We start from the raw sequence: 17,513 nt of genomic DNA, 5'->3' as shown, positions 1-17,513 counted from the left end.
AGGCCATAGACCTTGCTCCGGGCGTCCTCGACGGTGAAGGTCTCGGGGTTATAGAGGCCGAGCCACCCGGTTCGCTGCTTGCCGGTCGCCCGATCGGTGAACTTGAACGAGAAGGTCGCCACGCCAGCCGTGGTGATGCTGACATAGAGGCCGGGGCATTTGCGATCGTAGAATTTGACCCGCTTGGCAACGCGCTTCTGGCAGAGGCGGTCGGTCAGGATGATGCTGCCGTTGCGGGCGCGCTTGCCAGCGGGGGCAGGGGTGATGGTAGTATCCATTTCGGTTTCGGCTCCTAAGGGTTGGGACCAAAGGGCTCGGCTTTTGGGCTTTCAGTTTGTCGTGCGGACGCTGAAAGCCTTAGGGCCGGGCCCTAGATTTGACGAAACCCGCCGAAGCGCCCTGCAACAGGCTAGACGAAAAGGGCTTGTTTTAAAGGGTTTTGTTAGTTTCAGCCGGTCTCACCGAATGCCAAAATATAGACGTGTGGTCCTGGCCGTCGTTGCTACGGTCAAGCCTTGCGAAGATGCGAGCGAGCCCAACCGGGCGGACTGCATCATCCAATTCGCGGGGCGAGGGAGGCCAGAAGGAAAGTTCGGCTCCCGGGAGATCACGGCATAAGCCGTCCGACCATCGCGCAGGGAAGGCCGAGTGATCGGCACCACCTGTATGCTGCTGTGCGGTTCTTCCTGCGTGTGCATTTTCGCGCAGCGGACCGCGGGTGCGCGCTGGCACCCGGCCTTCCCTGCGCCTTCTTGGCTTTGAGAGGGTGGAGACCCAAGCAAAGCTCGGGCGAAACGCGCCGCGAGGCTGCGAAGCCGCGTCTGCCACCACGCACACAGTGTCATCGCCCGCGAAGGCGGGCGATCCAGCACTCCGAGACGGCAGTGATCGAACCGAGAGGCCGCGGCGTACTGGATTCCCCGCTTTCGCGGCGAAGGCGGGGAATGACAGCGTCATTTGGAGAAGCAAGCTGCCGCCTCAAACGCCGTCTGCGAGGAGCTCGCGACAAAATTGCGAAGCAATTTGCGCTGGCGACGAAGCAATCCAGAGTCTTTCCGCGGAGGGATTCTGGATTGCTTCGCTACGCTCGCAATGACGGTGTGGACAGAGCAGTGCGTCCCACTCCGCTCTCATGCTCCGGACGCAGCGCAACGCTTCTTCGGCGGTGCGCTGCAGAGCCGGGGCCTATGTCGCGGCATCGCAACGTGCCTCCTCCTGGGTCCCGGCTCTGCGCCGCAACGCTCAATGCGTTGCGGCTGGTCCGGGACACGCACGTCCATCCGGCCCGCTCAGACCCGATACCATGCCGCCAGATTCCACGTCGTGACGTCCCAGCCCGACATGTCGACCATGAGGTTGTTGACGTGGGCGTTGACGACGTTGCGGGAGAGCAGCGGCAGGAAGATGTTGGCCTCGCAAAAGGTCTCGTCGACCTTGATCAGCAGCGCGGCGCGCTTGGCGGGGTCGAGCTCGTTCTGCGCGGCCTTGTAGGCCTTGTCGGCTTCGGGATCGGACCAGCGCGAGATGTTGCGGCCGAGCCATTTGTTCTCCTTGGTGGCGATCTCCCAGGAGACGCACTGGTTCAGGAAGCGCTCCGGGTCGGGCTGCGGCTGCGTGGTGTTGTACATTTCCATGTCGGCATAGAATTTCGAATAGGTGTCGGGGTTGCCGACGTCGGAGGAGAAGAACACCGAGGCGGTGACCGCCTTGATCTCGATCTCGATGCCGGCCTTCTCGCAGGCCTGCTTGATGATGGCCTGCGTCTTCTGGCGCGGCGCGTTGGTCGAGGTCTGGAACACGTATTTGAGCTTCTTGCCGTCCTTCTCGCGGATGCCGTCCGCGCCTTTCTTCCAGCCGGCCTCGTCGAGGAGCTTGTTGGCCTTGTCGATGCTGAACTCGTATTTCAGCTTGGGCGACTTGAACTGCTTCGGCGCGTTGACGAAGCTCGCGGTGGCGATGCCGCCGCGGCCGTAGATGAATTTCTGGATCGCATCGCGATCGATCAACAGATTGATCGCCCGGCGCACGGCCGGATCGGACAGCGTCGGATGCTTGGTCTTGGCGTTCGAACGCTCGCCGTCGACCTCGGTCCACGGATCGGTGGTGTTGAGGATGATGAACTCGACATTGCCGGAGGGCGTGATGTCGAGCTTGCCCTTGCCGCCCGCCTCCATGCGCTTGAGCACCTCCTCCTCCACCTGCATGTTCCAGGCGAAATCATACTCGCCGGTCTGCAGCACGGCGCGCGCCGCCGACACCGCATCGCCGCCGCCCTTGATCTCGAGCGTGTCGAAATGCGGCTGGTTCTTGATGTGATAGTCGGCATTGCGTTCGGCCCGGATCAGGTCTCCCGGCTTGAACTCGACGAATTTGTACGGGCCGGTGCCGACCGGCTTCAGGTTGGCCGGTGCCTCGCGCGACTTGGCGCCGGCATAGTCGCCGAAATGATGTTTTGGCAGGATCTGGCCGACCGAGCCGACGAACGGGTCGGCCCAGAACGGCGTCGGCGCCTTGAAGATCACCTTGACCGTATGGTCGTCGATCTTCTCGACCTTGATGTCCTTGTAGGACCCGGTGCTGTAGGCCGCCGTCGCGAGATCCGCGGCGTAAACCCAGGTGAAGACGACGTCGTCGGCGGTGAAGGGCTTGCCGTCATGCCATTTGACGCCCTGCTTCAGCTTCCAAATCACGCTCATGCCGTCGGCCGAGAGGCCGCCGTTCTGCTTGGTCGGGACCTCGGCGGCGAGGCAGGGGATCAAATTGCCCTCCTTGTCCCAGCCGGCGAGCGGCTCGAAGAACACGCGCGAGGCCATCTGGTCCTTGGTGCCGATCGCGAAATGCGGATTGAGCAGGGTCGGGGCCTGCCAGAACAGCAGCTTCAGCGGACCGCCGCCGCCGGCCTTGGTCGGCTTGTACGGGAGCGTGGCATCCGCCATCGCCACGTCGTGCCAGACCAGGATCTGGCTCGCGATCGGGGCCGCGATCCCGACCGCGGCCACCTTGTGGATGAACGAGCGTCGCGACAGCGTGCCTTGCTTCACCTGTCCGACCAGACCCCGGATTTCGTTCTCGTTCATCAGATGACCCTCCACCTCGAAGACAATCGTCCCTGGCGGTCATCATGTTGCATCATGCGCGAGGCGGCAATGCCGGCAAGGCTGCCCTGCGACGAAATGACGACGTGGAGAGCCCGTGCGGGCCAAGAACCCGGATCGCCGCCTGAGAAACCCAGGCGGCGATCCAGCGCGAACTTAAGTGAACTTGGGGAAGTTCTAAGGCCGCGCCGGAACGCTAACGCGATCGCTCCTGGCGCATCAAGTTTCGTGATGTTGCAGCGCCCGGAGATTCATTGCAACCGCCACGCCATCGCCACACATGAGCCCTTGGGGAGCCGGCATCGACCGGACGCTGGCCACGCCGATCGCCGCGGCCGACAGCAGCAGTGCCTTTACTCAACAGCTGGGGTCGCGCCGCCAGTCTCGCGCGCCGCGCGTCGAGTCGCCATGATCGCCTCACGCTTCGCGGCCGCCGTCCATTCGTTTCGCGTTTGCCGCCGAATGGAGAACGCGGGCCCGCCACAAGCACTCAATATGGATTTCCATTTCATTGATTTCGGCCTACGGAGAAGCGAATACGGTTCCAATTATTCTCGCCGCGCCATGGAGACCAAGATGTCGTTTCGCCTTCCCCTGATCCTCGCAACCGTGCTCGCCGTCTGGTCGGCCTCGGCCTCCGCCGAGACCATCAAGATCGGCGTGACGCCGGGGCCGCATGCGCAGATCCTCGAGGCGGTGAAGCCGATCGCGGCCAAGCAGGGCCTCGACATCCAGCTCATCGAATTCTCCGATTACGTCGTGCCGAACGCCGCGCTCGATGCCGGCGAGATACAGGCCAATTCGTTCCAGAACCAGCCGTACCTGGACAACCAGAAGGCCGATCGCGGCTACAAGATCGAGGCCGTCGGCCTGACCGTGAACTTCCCGATCGGCGTCTACTCGAAGAAGCACAAGGCCTTCGCCGACATTCCCGAGGGCGGCAAGGTCTCGATCCCGAACGATCCGACCAATGGCGGCCGCGTGCTGCTGCTGCTGCGCGACAAGGGCGTGATCAAGCTCAAGGACGGTGTCGGCTTCAAGCCGACGGTGCTCGACATCGCCGAGAATCCCAAGAAGCTGAAATTCATCGAGGTCGACGCGGCGCAGGCGCCGCGCGCGCTCGACGACGTCGATGCCGCCGCGATCAACACCAATTACGCAACCCAGGCCGGGCTCGATCCGGTCAAGGATCCGATCCTGCGCGAAGACCCCAAGGGCCCCTATGTCAACCTGATCGCGGTGCGCACGGCGGACAAGGACAAGCCCTGGGTCAAGATCCTCGTCGACAGCTACCACACGCCTGAGGTGAAGGAGTTCGTCCTCACCAAGTTCAAGGGCGCGGTGCTGCCGAGCTGGTAGGCAGTCTGCCCATTCAAAGCCCAGCGCAGGGCGATCCCGGCGGACAGCCCCGCGCATGAGCCTTGCGCAATGCCCGCTTGTCTGGCGCAGCAGTAACCGACATCATCGGGGGCCTCGCCATTCTCGTCCGACAGGGGTCGTATGAAACGCTTTGCAAACCTGAAACGCCTGGGGTTCTTCACGCGGCTGCTCGACGAGGCCCCTCCGGCGGACCGCTACCGCTTCGCGGTCGAGCAGATCGTGCGCGCCGAAAAAGCGGGCCTCGATTCCGCGTGGATCGCGCAGCATCATTTCCACGAACGTGAGGGTGGCCTGCCGTCGCCCTTCATCTTGCTCGGCTACGTCGCAGCCCAGACCTCGCGCATCCGTCTCGGCACCGGCATCGTTACGCTGCCGCTCGAGAATGCGGTACGGGTGGCAGAGGACGCCGCGGTGCTGGATCTGCTTTGCAACGGCCGCTTCGAGCTCGGCGTCGGCACCGGCGGCAATCCGTCGGCCTTCGCCGCCTTCGGCCTCGACAGCGCCCAGCGCAACGAGATCTTTGCCCGCAACCTCGAGGTCGTCCGCACCGCCTTGGTCGGCAAGCCGCTCGATGGCGGCGACACGATCTATCCGCAGCGGCCGCAACTGGACAAGCGCATCTGGCAGGCCACGTTCTCGGTGGCCGGCGGCGCCCGTGCCGGCAAGGCGGGCGATGGCCTGTTGCTGTCGCGCACCCAGCCGCGGACCAGGGAGGCGCCGACAGCCACCCTTGCCGAGATCCAGAATCCGGTGATCGACGCATATCTGGAGGCGCTGCCCAAGGGAGCCGAGCCCCGCATCATGGCCTCACGCAGCGTCTTCGTCGCCGACGATCATCATGAAGCGATGCGCTTTGCCGATATCGGGCTGCGGCGAGCGCTGCCGCAATTCCTCAAGGGCGGCCACGCCAAGCCGGGCGAGACTCTGGAGGAGATGATCACGGCATTCGACACCCATGTCGGCGATGCCGACCACGTCGTCGCCTCGCTACGTGCCGACGCCACGCTGGAGCGGGTAACCGATCTCGTGTTCCAGGTGCATTCAATCGATGCGCCGCATCCCCATGTCCTGCGCTCGATCGAGCTGGTCGCGGAGAAGGTCGCGCCGGCGCTCGGCTGGACCCGGACGGCACCCGAAGTGGCGCTGGCAGGTTAACCGCTATGAACGCGATCGCGTTGCACGAGGCTGAATGATGGCGACAACAGATATCATCGACACGCTCGCAGGGATCAAGCCGGGCTCGGCGCTCGACGTCATCCGCGCCCGCCGCCTGCAAGCGCGCGAGAATGCGCAAGCGAGCTATCTCTCGCTGTTCGAGCCGATCGACGCGAGCGATTTCTCGCTGGTCGAACGCGCCGCGGTCGCAGCCTTCGTGACCGGGCTCCATGGCGAATCCCCCGTCGCTGCCTTCTATCGCGAGAAGCTTGCAGCGAACGCGGAAGCCGCAGCGCTCGTCGAGGCGATCGAGGTCGAGATCGAGCGGGGCAAGACTTCAGGACCCTATGGCGCGTATCCGGCCGGCCCGTTGTCGATCGAGAACAAGGCCGGCCTGATTTTTCGCGTGAGTGCGGAGCGCAAGGCCACGCTCGGTCCGCGGCTTGTCGCGGCCCTCGAGCATGCCCATCTCCTGGTGTTTCGGCCCCGCGACGCCGCGTCCGCCGACATGAAGGCGCTGCTGGACGCCGGCTGGTCGACCACCGGCATCGTCACCCTCTCCCAGCTCATCGCGTTCCTGTCGTTTCAGCTGCGCGTCGTCAGCGGCCTGCGCACGCTCGCAGCCGTGAACGCATAAGAGGAGGCCGCAATCATGAGCGCCGCCGTCAATCCCCCTGTCGTCTTCACCCAGGACGAGCTCGGTTGGGTCTCCTGGATCGATCCGCTGCCCGAGGCCGAGCTGACCGAGCGACACTACGCCGGCCTGGTCGATCGCGCCCGCGCCAAGTCGGACTATTTCCGTCTCCTGGTGCGCGATCCCGAAGTGCTGGAAGCCCGCACCAAGACCGACAAGGACATCTTCTACAACGTCGCCGACGGCCTGCCGCGTGCCGAGCGTGAGCTCTCCGCTGCCGCGACCTCGCGCTACAACGGCTGCATCTATTGCGCCTCCGTGCATGCGCGCTTCGCCAGCACCTATTCCAAGCGCCGCGAGGACGTGCAGCGTCTGCTCGACGAGGGCGTCGGGGCCGATCTCGGCGAGCGCTGGAACGCCATCGTGAAAGCCTCGGTCGCGCTGGCGGCGACGCCGATCGCGTTTGGGCCCGACAACATCGCGGAGCTGCGCCGCGCCGGTCTCGACGATGCCGAGATCGTCGATGTCATCAACGGCGCCTCGTTCTTCAACTGGGCCAACCGGCTGATGCTGTCGTTCGGAGAGCCCTCGAAATAGCCGATCTCGCCGGCACAAGAATTGCTGCCTTATTAAACTGGCGTTTCAACACCTGAGTGGATGGAGCCGTGCATGAGCAACATCGATCGTCGTAGCCTGGTGAAGGGCTCGCTTGCCGCCATGATGGCGGGCACCGCCTTCTCGCGCGGTGCCTTCGCACAATCGTCCGAACCGATCCTGCTCGGCGTCAGCGGTCCCCTGACGGGACCGAACGCGCAATATGGCACGCAGTGGAAGCAGGGCTTTGATCTCGCGCTCGACGCGATCATGGCCGCGGGCGGCATCAACGGGCGCAAGCTCGCCTACCAGTTCGAGGACAGCCAGAGCGATCCACGCCAATCGGTGGCGATCGCCCAGAAATTCGTGTCCGATCCCCGCATCGTCATGGAGCTTGGCGATTTCTCCAGCCCCGCCTCGATGGCGGCCTCGCCGATCTACCAGCGCGGCGGCCTCGTGCAATTCGGCTTCACCAACTCGCACCCCGATTTTACCAAAGGCGGCGACTTCATGTGGAGCACGTCCGTCAGCCAGGCCGACGAGCAGCCGCTGCTGGCGGCCTATGCGGTGAGGCGTCTCGGCCTCAAGAAGCTCGCAGTGCTGCACCTCAACACCGATTGGGGCCGCACCAGCCGCGACTATTTCGTCAAGGCGGCGAAGGAATACGGCGCCGAGGTCGCGGTGACCGAGGGCTATATCGCGGAGGAGCGCGACTTCCGCTCCACGCTGGTGCGCGTGCGCGATGCCAATCCGGACGGGCTGATCCTGATCTCCTATTATTCCGACGGTGCGCTGATCGCGCGTCAGGCGCGGCAAGTCGGCCTCAAGCAGGTGATCTGCGCCGCGAGCTCGGTCTACTCGCCGAAATTCATCGAGCTCGGCGGCGAGGCGGTCGAGGATGTTCATCTCGGCACGCGCTATTTCCCCCAGGATCCCAGACCCGAGGTGAAGAAGTTCATCGCGGGCTTCAAGGCCAAGTATGGCGGGCAGGAGCCCGATGCCTTCAACGCCTATTCCTATGATGCGATGAACATGGCCGCCGCGGTCGTCAAGATCGGCGGCACCGACCGCCGCGCGATCCGCGATGCCTTCGCGAAAGTGAAGGACGTCTCCAGCGTTATCTTCGGCCAAGCTACGTTCGACGTCGAGAGCCGCCGCGTCAAGGGCGCCATGAATGCCGAGCTCGTCGTCCGCAAGGGCCAGTTCGAGCTCTGGGACGGCAAGCCGACCTGACCTGATGGCCTGAGCATCCGCTTCGGCCCGTTCTCCCCTCAGTAGGAACGCTGCGTGTCTTCCTGGCTCGACTACACCATCAACGGGCTGATCGTCGGCAATGTCTACGCCCTGGTTGCGGTCGGGCTGGCGCTGATCTTCGGCGTCAGCCGGCTGATCAACTTCGCGCAAGGCTCGATCTATCTGGTCGGCGCCTATATCGGCTGGGTCGCGGTGGTGAAGCTGCATACACCGCTGCCGCTCACCATCATCGTGGTGGCTGCGGCTGCCGCACTCGTCGGGCTGATCATCGAGCGGTTCGGCCTGCGGCCGCTGCAGAACTCGGTGCGGATCGCACCACTGCTCGCGACCATCGGCATCAGCTTCGTGCTCGATCAACTGGTGATGCTGACCTTCTCGCCCAATCCGCGGGCGCTGCCGAGCCAGTTGCCGGACGTGCGCTTCCAGGTCGGTGGTGGCACGATCGGCCCGCTCGACCTCTTGATCGCCGGCGTCGGCATCACCAGCGCGCTGCTGCTGTTCGTGTTCCTGCGCTACTCCAAGCTCGGCTGGGCGGTGCGCGCGGCCTCGCAGGACCGCGACGCCGCGATGCAGATGGGCGTCGACGTCAACCGCGTCAATCAGGCGGTGTTCGGCATCGCTGCCGCGCTCGGCGGCGTCTCCGGCATGCTGGTCGGCATGTACTACAACCAGATCGACACCGCGATGAGCCTGCAGGCGACGCTCAAGGGCGTCGTCGCCGAAGTCGTCGGCGGCGCCGGCAATGTGCCCGGTGCTGTCGTCGGCAGCCTGCTGCTGGGACTGGTGGAAAGCTATGGCGTCGCCGTGTTCGGCACCAGCTACCGCAATCTGTTCGCGTTCCTGCTGCTCGTCGTCGTGCTCGTGCTGCGGCCGAACGGCCTGTTCGCCAGCGCGCGGCAGGCCCCGCCCGAGCCGCTCACCGGCACCTTCATCGCGCCGAGCCGTCCCGTGCGCATTCCGCGCTGGGCCTTGGCTGTTGCGGCGGCGATCTTTGCCATCCTGCCCTTGTTCCCGGTGTCGTTCTACGTGCTCCAGACCCTGATCAACGCCTGGCTGCTCGGCATGCTCGCGCTCAGCCTGACGCTGGTCGCGGGCACGATCGGCCAGGTCTCGCTCGGACACGCCGCGCTGCTCGCGATCGGCGCCTATACGTCAGCGCTGCTCTCGCTGACCTTCGCCGTCCCAGTCGGCCTCGCCATCATCGGCGGCGGGCTGATGAGTGCTGCACTCGGCACCACATTGATTTCACCCTCGTTCCGCCTGCGCGGGCATTATGTGTCGATCGCGACGCTTGCCATCGGCGAGATCGTCTCGCTGGTGATCCTGAACTGGGAAAGCGTCACGCGCGGCCCGATCGGCATCTCCGGCATCCCGCCGCTGTCGTTGTTCGGCTATGATTTGATCAGCCCGACCTCGATCTACTGGTTCAGTCTCGCGGTGATGGTCGTGCTGGCGCTGCTGCAGGGGCGGCTGCTCACCTCGCATCTCGGCCGCAGCTTCCGCGCCATCCGTGACGACGACATCGCCGCGCGCGCCTACGGCCTCAGCCTGAATCGCTACAAATCGCTGGCCTTCATCTTCGGCGGCTTTGCCGCCGGCATCAGCGGCGGCATCGCGGCGCATCTGTATTCCTACATCAACCATGAGACCTTCAACACGCAGCAATCCATCCTGGCGCTGACCGTCGTCATCCTCGGCGGTCTCGGCAATGTCGTCGGCGCTATTCTCGGATCGGTGGCGCTGGTCGGACTGCCCGAGATGTTCCGGATCGCGGCGGAGTATCGCATCCTGATCTACGGCATCGTGCTGCTGCTGCTGGTGCGGTTCAGGCCGCAGGGCCTGCTGGGGACGATCTGATGGCGGAGCAGTCTCCCATGCTGTCCCTGCGCGGGCTGACGCGCCGCTTCGGCGGCCTCACCGCCGTCGACGCCATCAATCTCGATCTCGCCAAAGGCGAGCTCGTCAGCATCATCGGCCCGAACGGCGCCGGCAAGACGACGCTGTTCAATCTGGTCACAGGGCTCGATCGGCCCGACGCGGGTGCGGTTCAGTTCGAAGGCCAGGACATCACCGGCCTATCACCGGAGCGGCTCGCGGCCGAAGGCATCGCGCGCACGTTCCAGTTCGGCCGCGTCTTCGGCAATCTCAGCGTGATGGACAACGTCCTGATCGGTGCGCATACGCGGCTGCGTGCTGTGAAGCCGGCGGTCCCGGTGATCGGCCCGCTGCTTGAACTGGGACTGGCGCTGCTGCGGCCAGCGAGCGTCAAGGCGGAGGAAGAGCGGCTGCGCGAAGAGGTCAAGGCCATCCTCGCCCACTTCGGCGAGCGGCTGCTGCCCCGGGTCGACCAGCCCGCCTATAGCCTGTCCTACGCCAACCGCCGCCGCGTCGAGATCGCGCGCGCGCTCGCGCTGAAGCCGCGCCTGTTGCTGCTCGACGAGCCGACCGCCGGCATGAACCCGACCGAGACCGCGGAGATGCAAGCGCTCGTCGCCGAGCTGAAGGCCGAAGGGCTCACCATCCTGCTGATCGAGCACAAGCTGGAGATGGTGATGCGCCTCTCCGACCGCGTCATCGTCATGGACGAAGGCAAGAAGATCGCAGAAGGACTGGGCGAACAGGTGCGGAGCGATCCCAAGGTGATCGAGGCCTATCTCGGCCACGGGCTGTCAGGGACGGCGGAGCAGGAGAGCGCGGCATGACGAACGCGTCGCCCGAGGCGCTGCTGGCGCTCTCCAACGTCAACACGTTCTACGGCCAGGCCCAGGTGCATTTCGACCTGTCGATATCGGTCGCGCGCGGCCACATCGTCTGCCTACTCGGCGGCAACGCCAGCGGCAAGTCGACGACGATGAAGATCATCCTTGGCCTCGTGAAACCGCGCTCGGGCGAGGTGACGTTCGACGGCGCCTCGCTCGTCGGACTGACGACGCCGCAGATCGTCCGCCGCGGCATCGCCTCGGTGCCGGAGGCGCGGCGGCTGTTTGCGGAGATGAGCGTGCGCGAGAACATCCTGATGGGTGCCTTCGTGCGTAACGATCGTGAGGCGATCGCGCAGGATCTCGACAGGATGCTCACCCTGTTTCCGAAGCTCGGCCAGCGGCTGTCGCAGCGCGCCGGCTCCTTGTCGGGCGGCGAGCAGCAGATGGTTGCGATGGCGCGCGCGCTGATGAGCCGTCCCAGGATGATCGTGATGGACGAGCCGACCATGGGCCTGTCGCCGCTCTATGTCGATCGCGTGCTGGAGCTGATCCGGACCATCAACCAGGAGGGCGTCTCGGTATTCATGGTCGAGCAGAACGCCAGCCTCGCGCTGGAGATCGCGCACGAAGCCTATGTGCTGCAGACCGGAAAGATCGTGCTGTCAGGCCCGGCGCGCGCGTTGAAGGACGATCCGCGCGTGCGCGATGCCTATCTCGGCGGCTCCGAGGCGGCGTAGAGGTCTGAACCTCTCCCGCTTGCGTCAGGGCGATCGAATTTGGAGATTGTTCGCCTGTGGCCATCCTTCGAGACGCCCGCCGTTGGCGGGCCCTCAGGATGAGGACCGGGGGCGCGGCACTGGTTTCAACGGGCAGCAATGCTACTTAGCCTCATCCTGAGGAGACCGAGAAGCGGTCGTCTCGAAGGACGAGGCGTGCGCTCAGGTCCCGCACTCAGGCCGACGCCGCGCTCGCGATTTGCTCGGCCGGCAGGTCATCGCCATTGGGATCGCCGGGGGCCGTGGCCCAGGCCAGCTCGACCAGCGTCACGATCCTGCGTCCACCACCATCGAGCTGGACCACGATCAGGCCCTGCTCCTCCATATAGCCGAGCAGCCGCTGCGCCCGGCGCAACGAATGCGAGCCGTAGGCGCGGGCGATCGCGGCGTCGCCGGGGCAGGGCCAGCCTTCCTTGGCCGCGCGCGCGATCATCATGAATACGCCTTGCATGTCGTCCGGCAAAATGGACGCTCGCAGCGAGACATCCTGCCAGGCGTCATCTTCAGTGAGATCAGCGCCGAGCCCGGCGCGCGCATGGGTCAGCATGCGGCGGAATTCGTTGAGATCGGGCACCGCCGTGCCGAGGCCCTCGATGCGGCAGCGAACCACGAACTCCTGATAGAGCACGCCGATGGCGCGGAAGCCGGCGTCGGGCGCGGCGAGCACGGCACGCAGCGTACGGTCCACGCGCTCGCGCCGCTCGGCGAGCTCCTCGGCACTGACCGGCACCTCGACCGCTGCCGGTTGGATCACCGGGGCGGCGGCCTTCGCGGCGCGAAGCTGCTCCAGCAGATCCGGCGCCGGCCGGCGCTGCGGCCGGCTGGCATCGGGCGGCGGCGCGGCCAGGATCACGGCGCGCATATCTTCAGTGGTCGCCTCCGGCAGCGGCATCAGCCGCGGCGTCGAATTGCGCGGAGAGGTGTCGGTCGGGCCGATGTTCAGGCGTAGCGGACGGCGCGACAGCGCAGGCCCCAGCGCCATGAATTGTCCGCGCTCGAGGTCGCGAAAGGCTTCGGCCTGCCGCCGTTCCATGCCGAGCAGATCGGCGGCGCGCGCCATGTCGATGTCGAGGAAGGTCCGGCCCATCAGGAAGTTGGAGGCTTCTGCCGCGACGTTCTTGGCGAGCTTCGCCAGCCGCTGGGTCGCGATGATGCCGGCGAGGCCACGCTTGCGGCCGCGGCACATCAAATTGGTCATGGCGCCGAGCGAGAGCTTTCGCGCTTCGTCCGAGACTTCGCCCGCCACGGCCGGCGCGAACAGCTGCGCCTCGTCGACGACCACGAGCATCGGATACCAATGGTCGCGGTCGACGTCGAACATCCCCCCGAGAAACGCGGCGGCGCGTCGCATCTGGTTCTCGGCGTCGAGGCCCTCGAGATTGAGCACGGTGGAGACGCGATGCAGCCGCGCGCGCTCGCCGGCGACCTGAAGACCGCGCTCGGTGTGATCCTCGGCTGCGATCACCAGATGGCCGAAGCGCTCGGCCAGTGTGACGAAATCGCCTTCGGGGTCGATGATGGCCTGCTGCACCCAGGGCGCGCTCTGTTCCAGCAGCCGCCGCAACAAATGCGATTTGCCGGAGCCCGAATTGCCCTGCACCAGGAGGCGGGTCGCCAGCAGTTCCTCGAGGTCCATGGCGGCCGCGGCGCCTGCCGTGGTCTGCCCCATCTCGATTGCAACCGTCATGTCCCCGACTCAAGTCCCGTCATTCGCGGACAGCGGCTTATCAATCCCGCCGCCGCGCGTCGAGCGGCACGGGTCGATCATGCCGCGTTGCCCACGGCGGCGTTCAGGCGTGGCTCGATTGCCGTAGAAGTGCGGGCCGATAGGGCGGTTGCGGATCGTCGTCCTCGTTTGCGGGGATGAGGCAGGAGCCGAATTCCTGCCTGATCCGCTCCATCTCGGCGATGCGTTCGTGCAGTCGCTGCAAATGCTCCGGCGATGTTGCCCGCCAGAACCGGAACGTGTCGGCCGTGAGCGGCACGAAAGCCGTGCCGAACAGCGTCGGCTCGGGAACGATGGTGCGTCCGAGCAGCAGGAAGCGGTCGGCGCCGGAGACGACGAGGGTCGCATAGCCCCGGTTTCCGATCCGCCTGATCCCGTTCAGCGACCATTCGGCGAGCTTGCTGAAATAAGGCTCCTCGCGCCAGCGATCGGGGCAATGGTCGTCGACCGTGACGTTCACGGCATCCTGGCTGAAATGCACGATGATGCCCGACTTCGCCGGGAACCAGTCATCGTCGAGATGCCCTTGCAGCCAGGCGCAGACGAAGGAGCGGCACATCTGGGGGCGGCGGTCGTAGATGGTGCAGCCGGTGCCGGTCTGCCAGTGCTTGCAGAGCTGGTTCACCGGCTTGTCGACGGCGGCCACTTCGAGGATATCGCAGCAGGCGTTGCACGACCCGCATTGCCGGGCCAGCGGCGTCGTCTTCGGCACGCCGGCCGCCTTGAAGCCCTGGCCGTCGCGCACGAGCAGTTTCTGCTTCTCCAGCGCGTTCAACGCGCGCTCGATCTTGAGACGGGACAGCCCGGTGGCGTCGATCACGCCCTTCATGGTCGTCGCGCCTGCCTCGACCGCGCGGACGACGCTCAGCATCGTCTGATCCATTACTTCTGCTTCTCTGTCTGTCCTGGATCCCGATGCAGGCACGGCCCATCCATGCCGGAAAGCGCCGTGTAACACAGGCGGTTTTACAAGGCTATGTTGCTCACAAGGCTATGTTGCTCACGCTCGGACCGGAGTGATCGCATCCGCCAAATTTGCGTCACACAGGGAACGGTCCCAGCTCAATCGTCGGATTGAGCGCGTCGTTGCCGATGAATGCAATCCGCGGCGTCATTGCCGGATGACGGAAGTGGGGTCCCTCGCCGGAACCCAGCACATTGCCCGCGCATCCCGATCCGGTCACACGTACCGGCGCGCCTACTGCGCGCCGGATCCGCCCTGCACGATCTTCTCGTTCAGCTTCTGGTCCACAGTGTCGACCGTGCGGTCGATCTCGGAATTGGGCACGCCGAGCTGATGCGAGATCAGCTTCACCAGGAGGTCGACGCGCTCGATGAAGGGCGCGCCACTTGCGACGGCACGCGCGGCCGATGACGGCTTGAGCAGGCTCTCGGCGGCCTTGGCGTATTTCGCGAAGGGCACCTGGTCCTGCGGATCGGCGCCGAGGCGGCGCGCGATCGCATCGACATGGTCGTAGATCGTCTGCGAGCGCTTGAGATCGCCGTGCACGGCATCGCGGATCGATTGCGGCTCGTGCGGCGTGATGCAGCGGTAATTGCCGGTCAGCAGCATCGACCATTTCGCCAGCGGCACGAACAGGGAATCGAAAACTTTCAGCTTCACCGGCACATCGTGGCCGTCGAGCGTCACAGCATCGATGTCGGCCTCCAACTCGCGCAGCACCTTGTTGTGCTTCTCGTCGGCGAACACCGACGCCTTGAAGTTGGTGGGCAGGCCGACATGCAGCACGTTCGCGGCTTCTTCCGGCGGACGGAACGCCTGCGGGTCGGGCGAGCACAGCGTCACCAGCCCCGGCTCGAACCGCTCCCACACCTGCGCATTGGTGTAGGCCTCTTCCAGATCCATGTCGGCGAGCGCCGGAATCCGTTTCAGATAGGGCAGCGGCGGCATGTTCATGATCGACAGGCACGGCAGCTTCGCCGCGGCGATCTTCACCATGAGAACGCGCACCGTGTGGTTGGTGTATTGCGGCTCCTGCATCGCAAGGCCAACCATATCGTAGCGGGAGAGATCGACATTGGCCGGGGTCACGGCGTCGAGCTTGCCGGGCAGATCGCGCGAGAAGATCGCCCGGTGCACCGCCTCGTCCCGCAGCTTGATGCGTACCTCGGTACCTTCTCGGTTGATCAGCTCCGCGGTCTTGGCGCGGCAGACCAGGGTCACGTTGTGCCCGGCCATCAGCAGCTTCGTGCCCAGCAGGGAGCCGTAAGAAGCCCCGAGAATCAATATGTTGCGCGCCATGCTCCGTCCCTTTGACAATTTGTGCGATTTTTGAGCCCCGGCCGTCATCCGGCGGGCGAGTTGCCGGCATGTAAAGCGAAGTCCGCGAGGATGGCAACTGGGATAATGCATACAAGGCGGCGCCGAAATCGGCCTCGCCTGGATGGAGCGAAGAAAGATTCGACGATCATTACGTCCGCCGGCAGGGACTCCCGCCTTGCGCGGCACTCGATCCGGCCATGGGCGCTCGTTTCTCGCCCGACCGATAAGCCTCGGTACCTGCCGCCGTCAGTCCGCTCGCCAATGCTGTACGGCTTTACCGAATTCCGATCTGTCTGATGTCGCGCTCGTCCCGGCTCACCGTGAGGTGCGATCACACGTCGTCACGCTTCGCGTGCCAATGATCGGCACGTTGGCCGGTATCGCCGTCATCGTCTTGTCACGTCCGCAGCGCGCATTGACGAAGCGACAATCCGCCGCATCGCTCACCATATCGTGGTTTCACAATGACGGCCTAGGCAGGCATGTCTCTTCGGTCGGCGAAGTGAAGTCATTTCTATTCGCCGATCGCAACAAGAAACGACCGGGCCCGAATCGCAAGCGTGGCGGTCTACGCGGGCAAACAACTATGTGTCAGCGATGGAGCTGGGACGTGACGATTGAGTTGAGCCAGCCTCGGGTCGGCTCGTTTGGAATACCGGCGGTCCCGCGCAGAGCCTCCGCCGCGCGAAGCGAGGATGTAGCGATTGTCGGGGTGGGTCTCGTCGCCTCGAGGCGCTGCACAGAACGTGAGGCCGGCGGATCTGGACGCAAGTCCGGGCAATCGTTGACGGCGCCGTTCGGGGGCTGACATGGAAGGTGATCATTGGCCTTACGGCTCGTGCGACGGCGCCGGGCAAAGCCTGGCTCGCTTGCGGGATCGCGCGTCACAATTTTTCGCAAGCCTGTCCGTCGCGGAGCTCGGGCGTGAGACGGACCGGCAATTGTGGATTTCGGACTGGCTGAGGGTCGCAGACGACTACCGGGCATTGGCCGAATCCGCGCACGACACCGGCTCCGCTCAGATTGCGCGGGAAGCGTGGCTATGTTCGCTGACGGCCCTCGAAGTCGTCAGACGTCTGTCCTGCCCGGGTGATGTCGCAAGTGCCGACCTCGCTGACGAGGTCGGCATCAGCCTGAGGGGCTTCGAGGCAGAGGCTGGTCTGGCGATCGAGCGCGTCAAGATCGACTGCTTCGATCAAGGGGTGCTGGCTGGCTTCTTTCTGCCGGCGCTCCGTCATGGGCCTTCCGCGCCGGCGGTGATCTGCGTCAGTGACGAGGACATCAGTTTGGGCTCGATGATGAGCCGGCTGTTGCCGGCCTCGCTCTGCGGGACCATGTCGCTGCTGCTCGTCGATGCCGGCAATTCGACGGTTCATCGCGCCTTCAAGCCGGTGCACAGGCTTCAGTGCTGGTTGGACTATCTGCAGGGGCGCCCCGATGTCGACCCGCGGCGGATCGCGATCTACGGCGAAGGGACGGGCGCCTGTCATGCGTCCCGCCTTGCCCTCTCGGATCGCAGGATCGCGGCCGCGGTGTGCGACGGCGGCCTGTTGACGCCGCGCATGCGTCGCGCCTCGCTACGCTGGATCAGCGGCTTCGGACAGGCCGCCCCTGACGGCGCCTCGACGGGTTCGTTGCTGCCGTCGCGTCGGCTGCCGTGCCCGCTGCTCATGATCGTCGGGAGTCGCTCCATGATATGGGAGCAGGACGCTCTCGAGCTGCAGGCCGATTATCGGCAGACCGGAGCGGATTGCTCGGTCGTCGTCCCCAACAACGTGTCGCACCCACTCGGCGAGGTCGAGAATTTCATCGCCCTCGACGACTTCGTTCTCGAATGGCTCGACAGCAAGCTTGGTGCGGCCCGTCCGCATGAACCCGTGACGTACCTCTAGCCGGTCAGGGCATAAGCGGCG

At 65.2% G+C, this 17,513-nt stretch carries 14 protein-coding genes; 9 read left to right on the top strand and 5 right to left on the bottom strand.

Annotation, left to right across the window (positions count from 1 at the left end):
- Together UNPA324_RS03005 and UNPA324_RS03000 are read right to left on the bottom strand one after the other, a co-directional pair.
- The coding region (locus UNPA324_RS03005; RefSeq protein WP_141938662.1) for an Arm DNA-binding domain-containing protein at positions 1–278 on the bottom strand (278 nt) is incomplete at its 3' end.
- Between the two features lie 1,011 nt (positions 279–1,289).
- Complete coding sequence (locus UNPA324_RS03000) at positions 1,290–3,077, bottom strand: peptide ABC transporter substrate-binding protein (RefSeq protein ID WP_128921432.1); 1,788 nt, start codon at positions 3,075–3,077, stop codon at positions 1,290–1,292.
- Between the two features lie 582 nt (positions 3,078–3,659).
- Between UNPA324_RS03000 and UNPA324_RS02995 the strand changes: the two genes are divergently transcribed.
- From UNPA324_RS02995 to UNPA324_RS02960, 8 genes are all read left to right on the top strand, one after another.
- Positions 3,660–4,454 (top strand): MetQ/NlpA family ABC transporter substrate-binding protein, encoded by a 795-nt coding sequence (locus UNPA324_RS02995; RefSeq protein ID WP_141933411.1) that lies wholly within the window; start codon positions 3,660–3,662, stop codon positions 4,452–4,454.
- Positions 4,455–4,595: 141 nt separating this feature from the next.
- Positions 4,596–5,630, top strand: coding sequence for a putative FMN-dependent luciferase-like monooxygenase (locus UNPA324_RS02990; RefSeq protein WP_141933409.1), 1,035 nt, complete (start codon positions 4,596–4,598; stop codon positions 5,628–5,630).
- Positions 5,631–5,667: 37 nt separating this feature from the next.
- Positions 5,668–6,267, top strand: a complete 600-nt coding sequence (locus UNPA324_RS02985; RefSeq protein ID WP_181769638.1) for a CMD domain protein — start codon at positions 5,668–5,670, stop codon at positions 6,265–6,267.
- 15 nt (positions 6,268–6,282) lie between these two features.
- Complete coding sequence (locus tag UNPA324_RS02980) at positions 6,283–6,861, top strand: alkylhydroperoxidase domain protein (protein ID WP_141933403.1); 579 nt, start codon at positions 6,283–6,285, stop codon at positions 6,859–6,861.
- Between the two features lie 72 nt (positions 6,862–6,933).
- A complete protein-coding gene (locus UNPA324_RS02975; protein ID WP_141933401.1) occupies positions 6,934–8,091 on the top strand; it encodes an ABC transporter substrate-binding protein in 1,158 nt (385 codons plus the stop codon).
- Positions 8,092–8,145: 54 nt separating this feature from the next.
- On the top strand, positions 8,146–9,969 hold the full coding sequence (locus UNPA324_RS02970) for an ABC transporter permease (RefSeq protein WP_141933400.1): 1,824 nt from the start codon (positions 8,146–8,148) through the stop codon (positions 9,967–9,969).
- The gene (locus tag UNPA324_RS02965) at positions 9,969–10,814 is read left to right on the top strand and encodes an ABC transporter ATP-binding protein (RefSeq protein ID WP_181769270.1); all 846 of its coding nucleotides are present in this window, start codon (positions 9,969–9,971) and stop codon (positions 10,812–10,814) included. Before UNPA324_RS02970 ends, UNPA324_RS02965 begins: the two co-directional genes overlap by 1 nt.
- Positions 10,811–11,551, top strand: a complete 741-nt coding sequence (locus tag UNPA324_RS02960; protein ID WP_128921439.1) for an ABC transporter ATP-binding protein — start codon at positions 10,811–10,813, stop codon at positions 11,549–11,551. Before UNPA324_RS02965 ends, UNPA324_RS02960 begins: the two co-directional genes overlap by 4 nt.
- Positions 11,552–11,765: 214 nt before the next feature.
- Here the strand turns inward: UNPA324_RS02960 and UNPA324_RS02955 are convergent, their stop codons facing one another.
- The 3 genes from UNPA324_RS02955 to UNPA324_RS02945 all read right to left on the bottom strand — a co-directional run bounded on the left by UNPA324_RS02955 (position 11,766) and on the right by UNPA324_RS02945 (position 15,579).
- Positions 11,766–13,277 (bottom strand): helicase HerA domain-containing protein, encoded by a 1,512-nt coding sequence (locus UNPA324_RS02955; protein WP_141933397.1) that lies wholly within the window; start codon positions 13,275–13,277, stop codon positions 11,766–11,768.
- Between the two features lie 103 nt (positions 13,278–13,380).
- Positions 13,381–14,199, bottom strand: coding sequence for a YkgJ family cysteine cluster protein (locus UNPA324_RS02950; RefSeq protein WP_141933396.1), 819 nt, complete (start codon positions 14,197–14,199; stop codon positions 13,381–13,383).
- 315 nt (positions 14,200–14,514) lie between these two features.
- Complete coding sequence (locus tag UNPA324_RS02945) at positions 14,515–15,579, bottom strand: ketopantoate reductase family protein (RefSeq protein ID WP_141933393.1); 1,065 nt, start codon at positions 15,577–15,579, stop codon at positions 14,515–14,517.
- Positions 15,580–16,586: 1,007 nt separating this feature from the next.
- Between UNPA324_RS02945 and UNPA324_RS02940 the strand changes: the two genes are divergently transcribed.
- Positions 16,587–17,492: an alpha/beta hydrolase family protein gene (locus UNPA324_RS02940; RefSeq protein ID WP_349630194.1), complete on the top strand. Its 906-nt coding sequence runs from the start codon at positions 16,587–16,589 to the stop codon at positions 17,490–17,492.
- Positions 17,493–17,513: the final 21 nt, after the last annotated feature.

It is taken from the genome of Bradyrhizobium sp. UNPA324 (genome assembly GCF_006658635.1).
GTDB classification, from domain to species: Bacteria; Pseudomonadota; Alphaproteobacteria; order Rhizobiales; family Xanthobacteraceae; genus Bradyrhizobium; species Bradyrhizobium nanningense.
The sequence above is the reverse complement of the archived record's forward strand: the minus strand, read 5'-3'. Positions and strand labels throughout refer to the sequence as shown.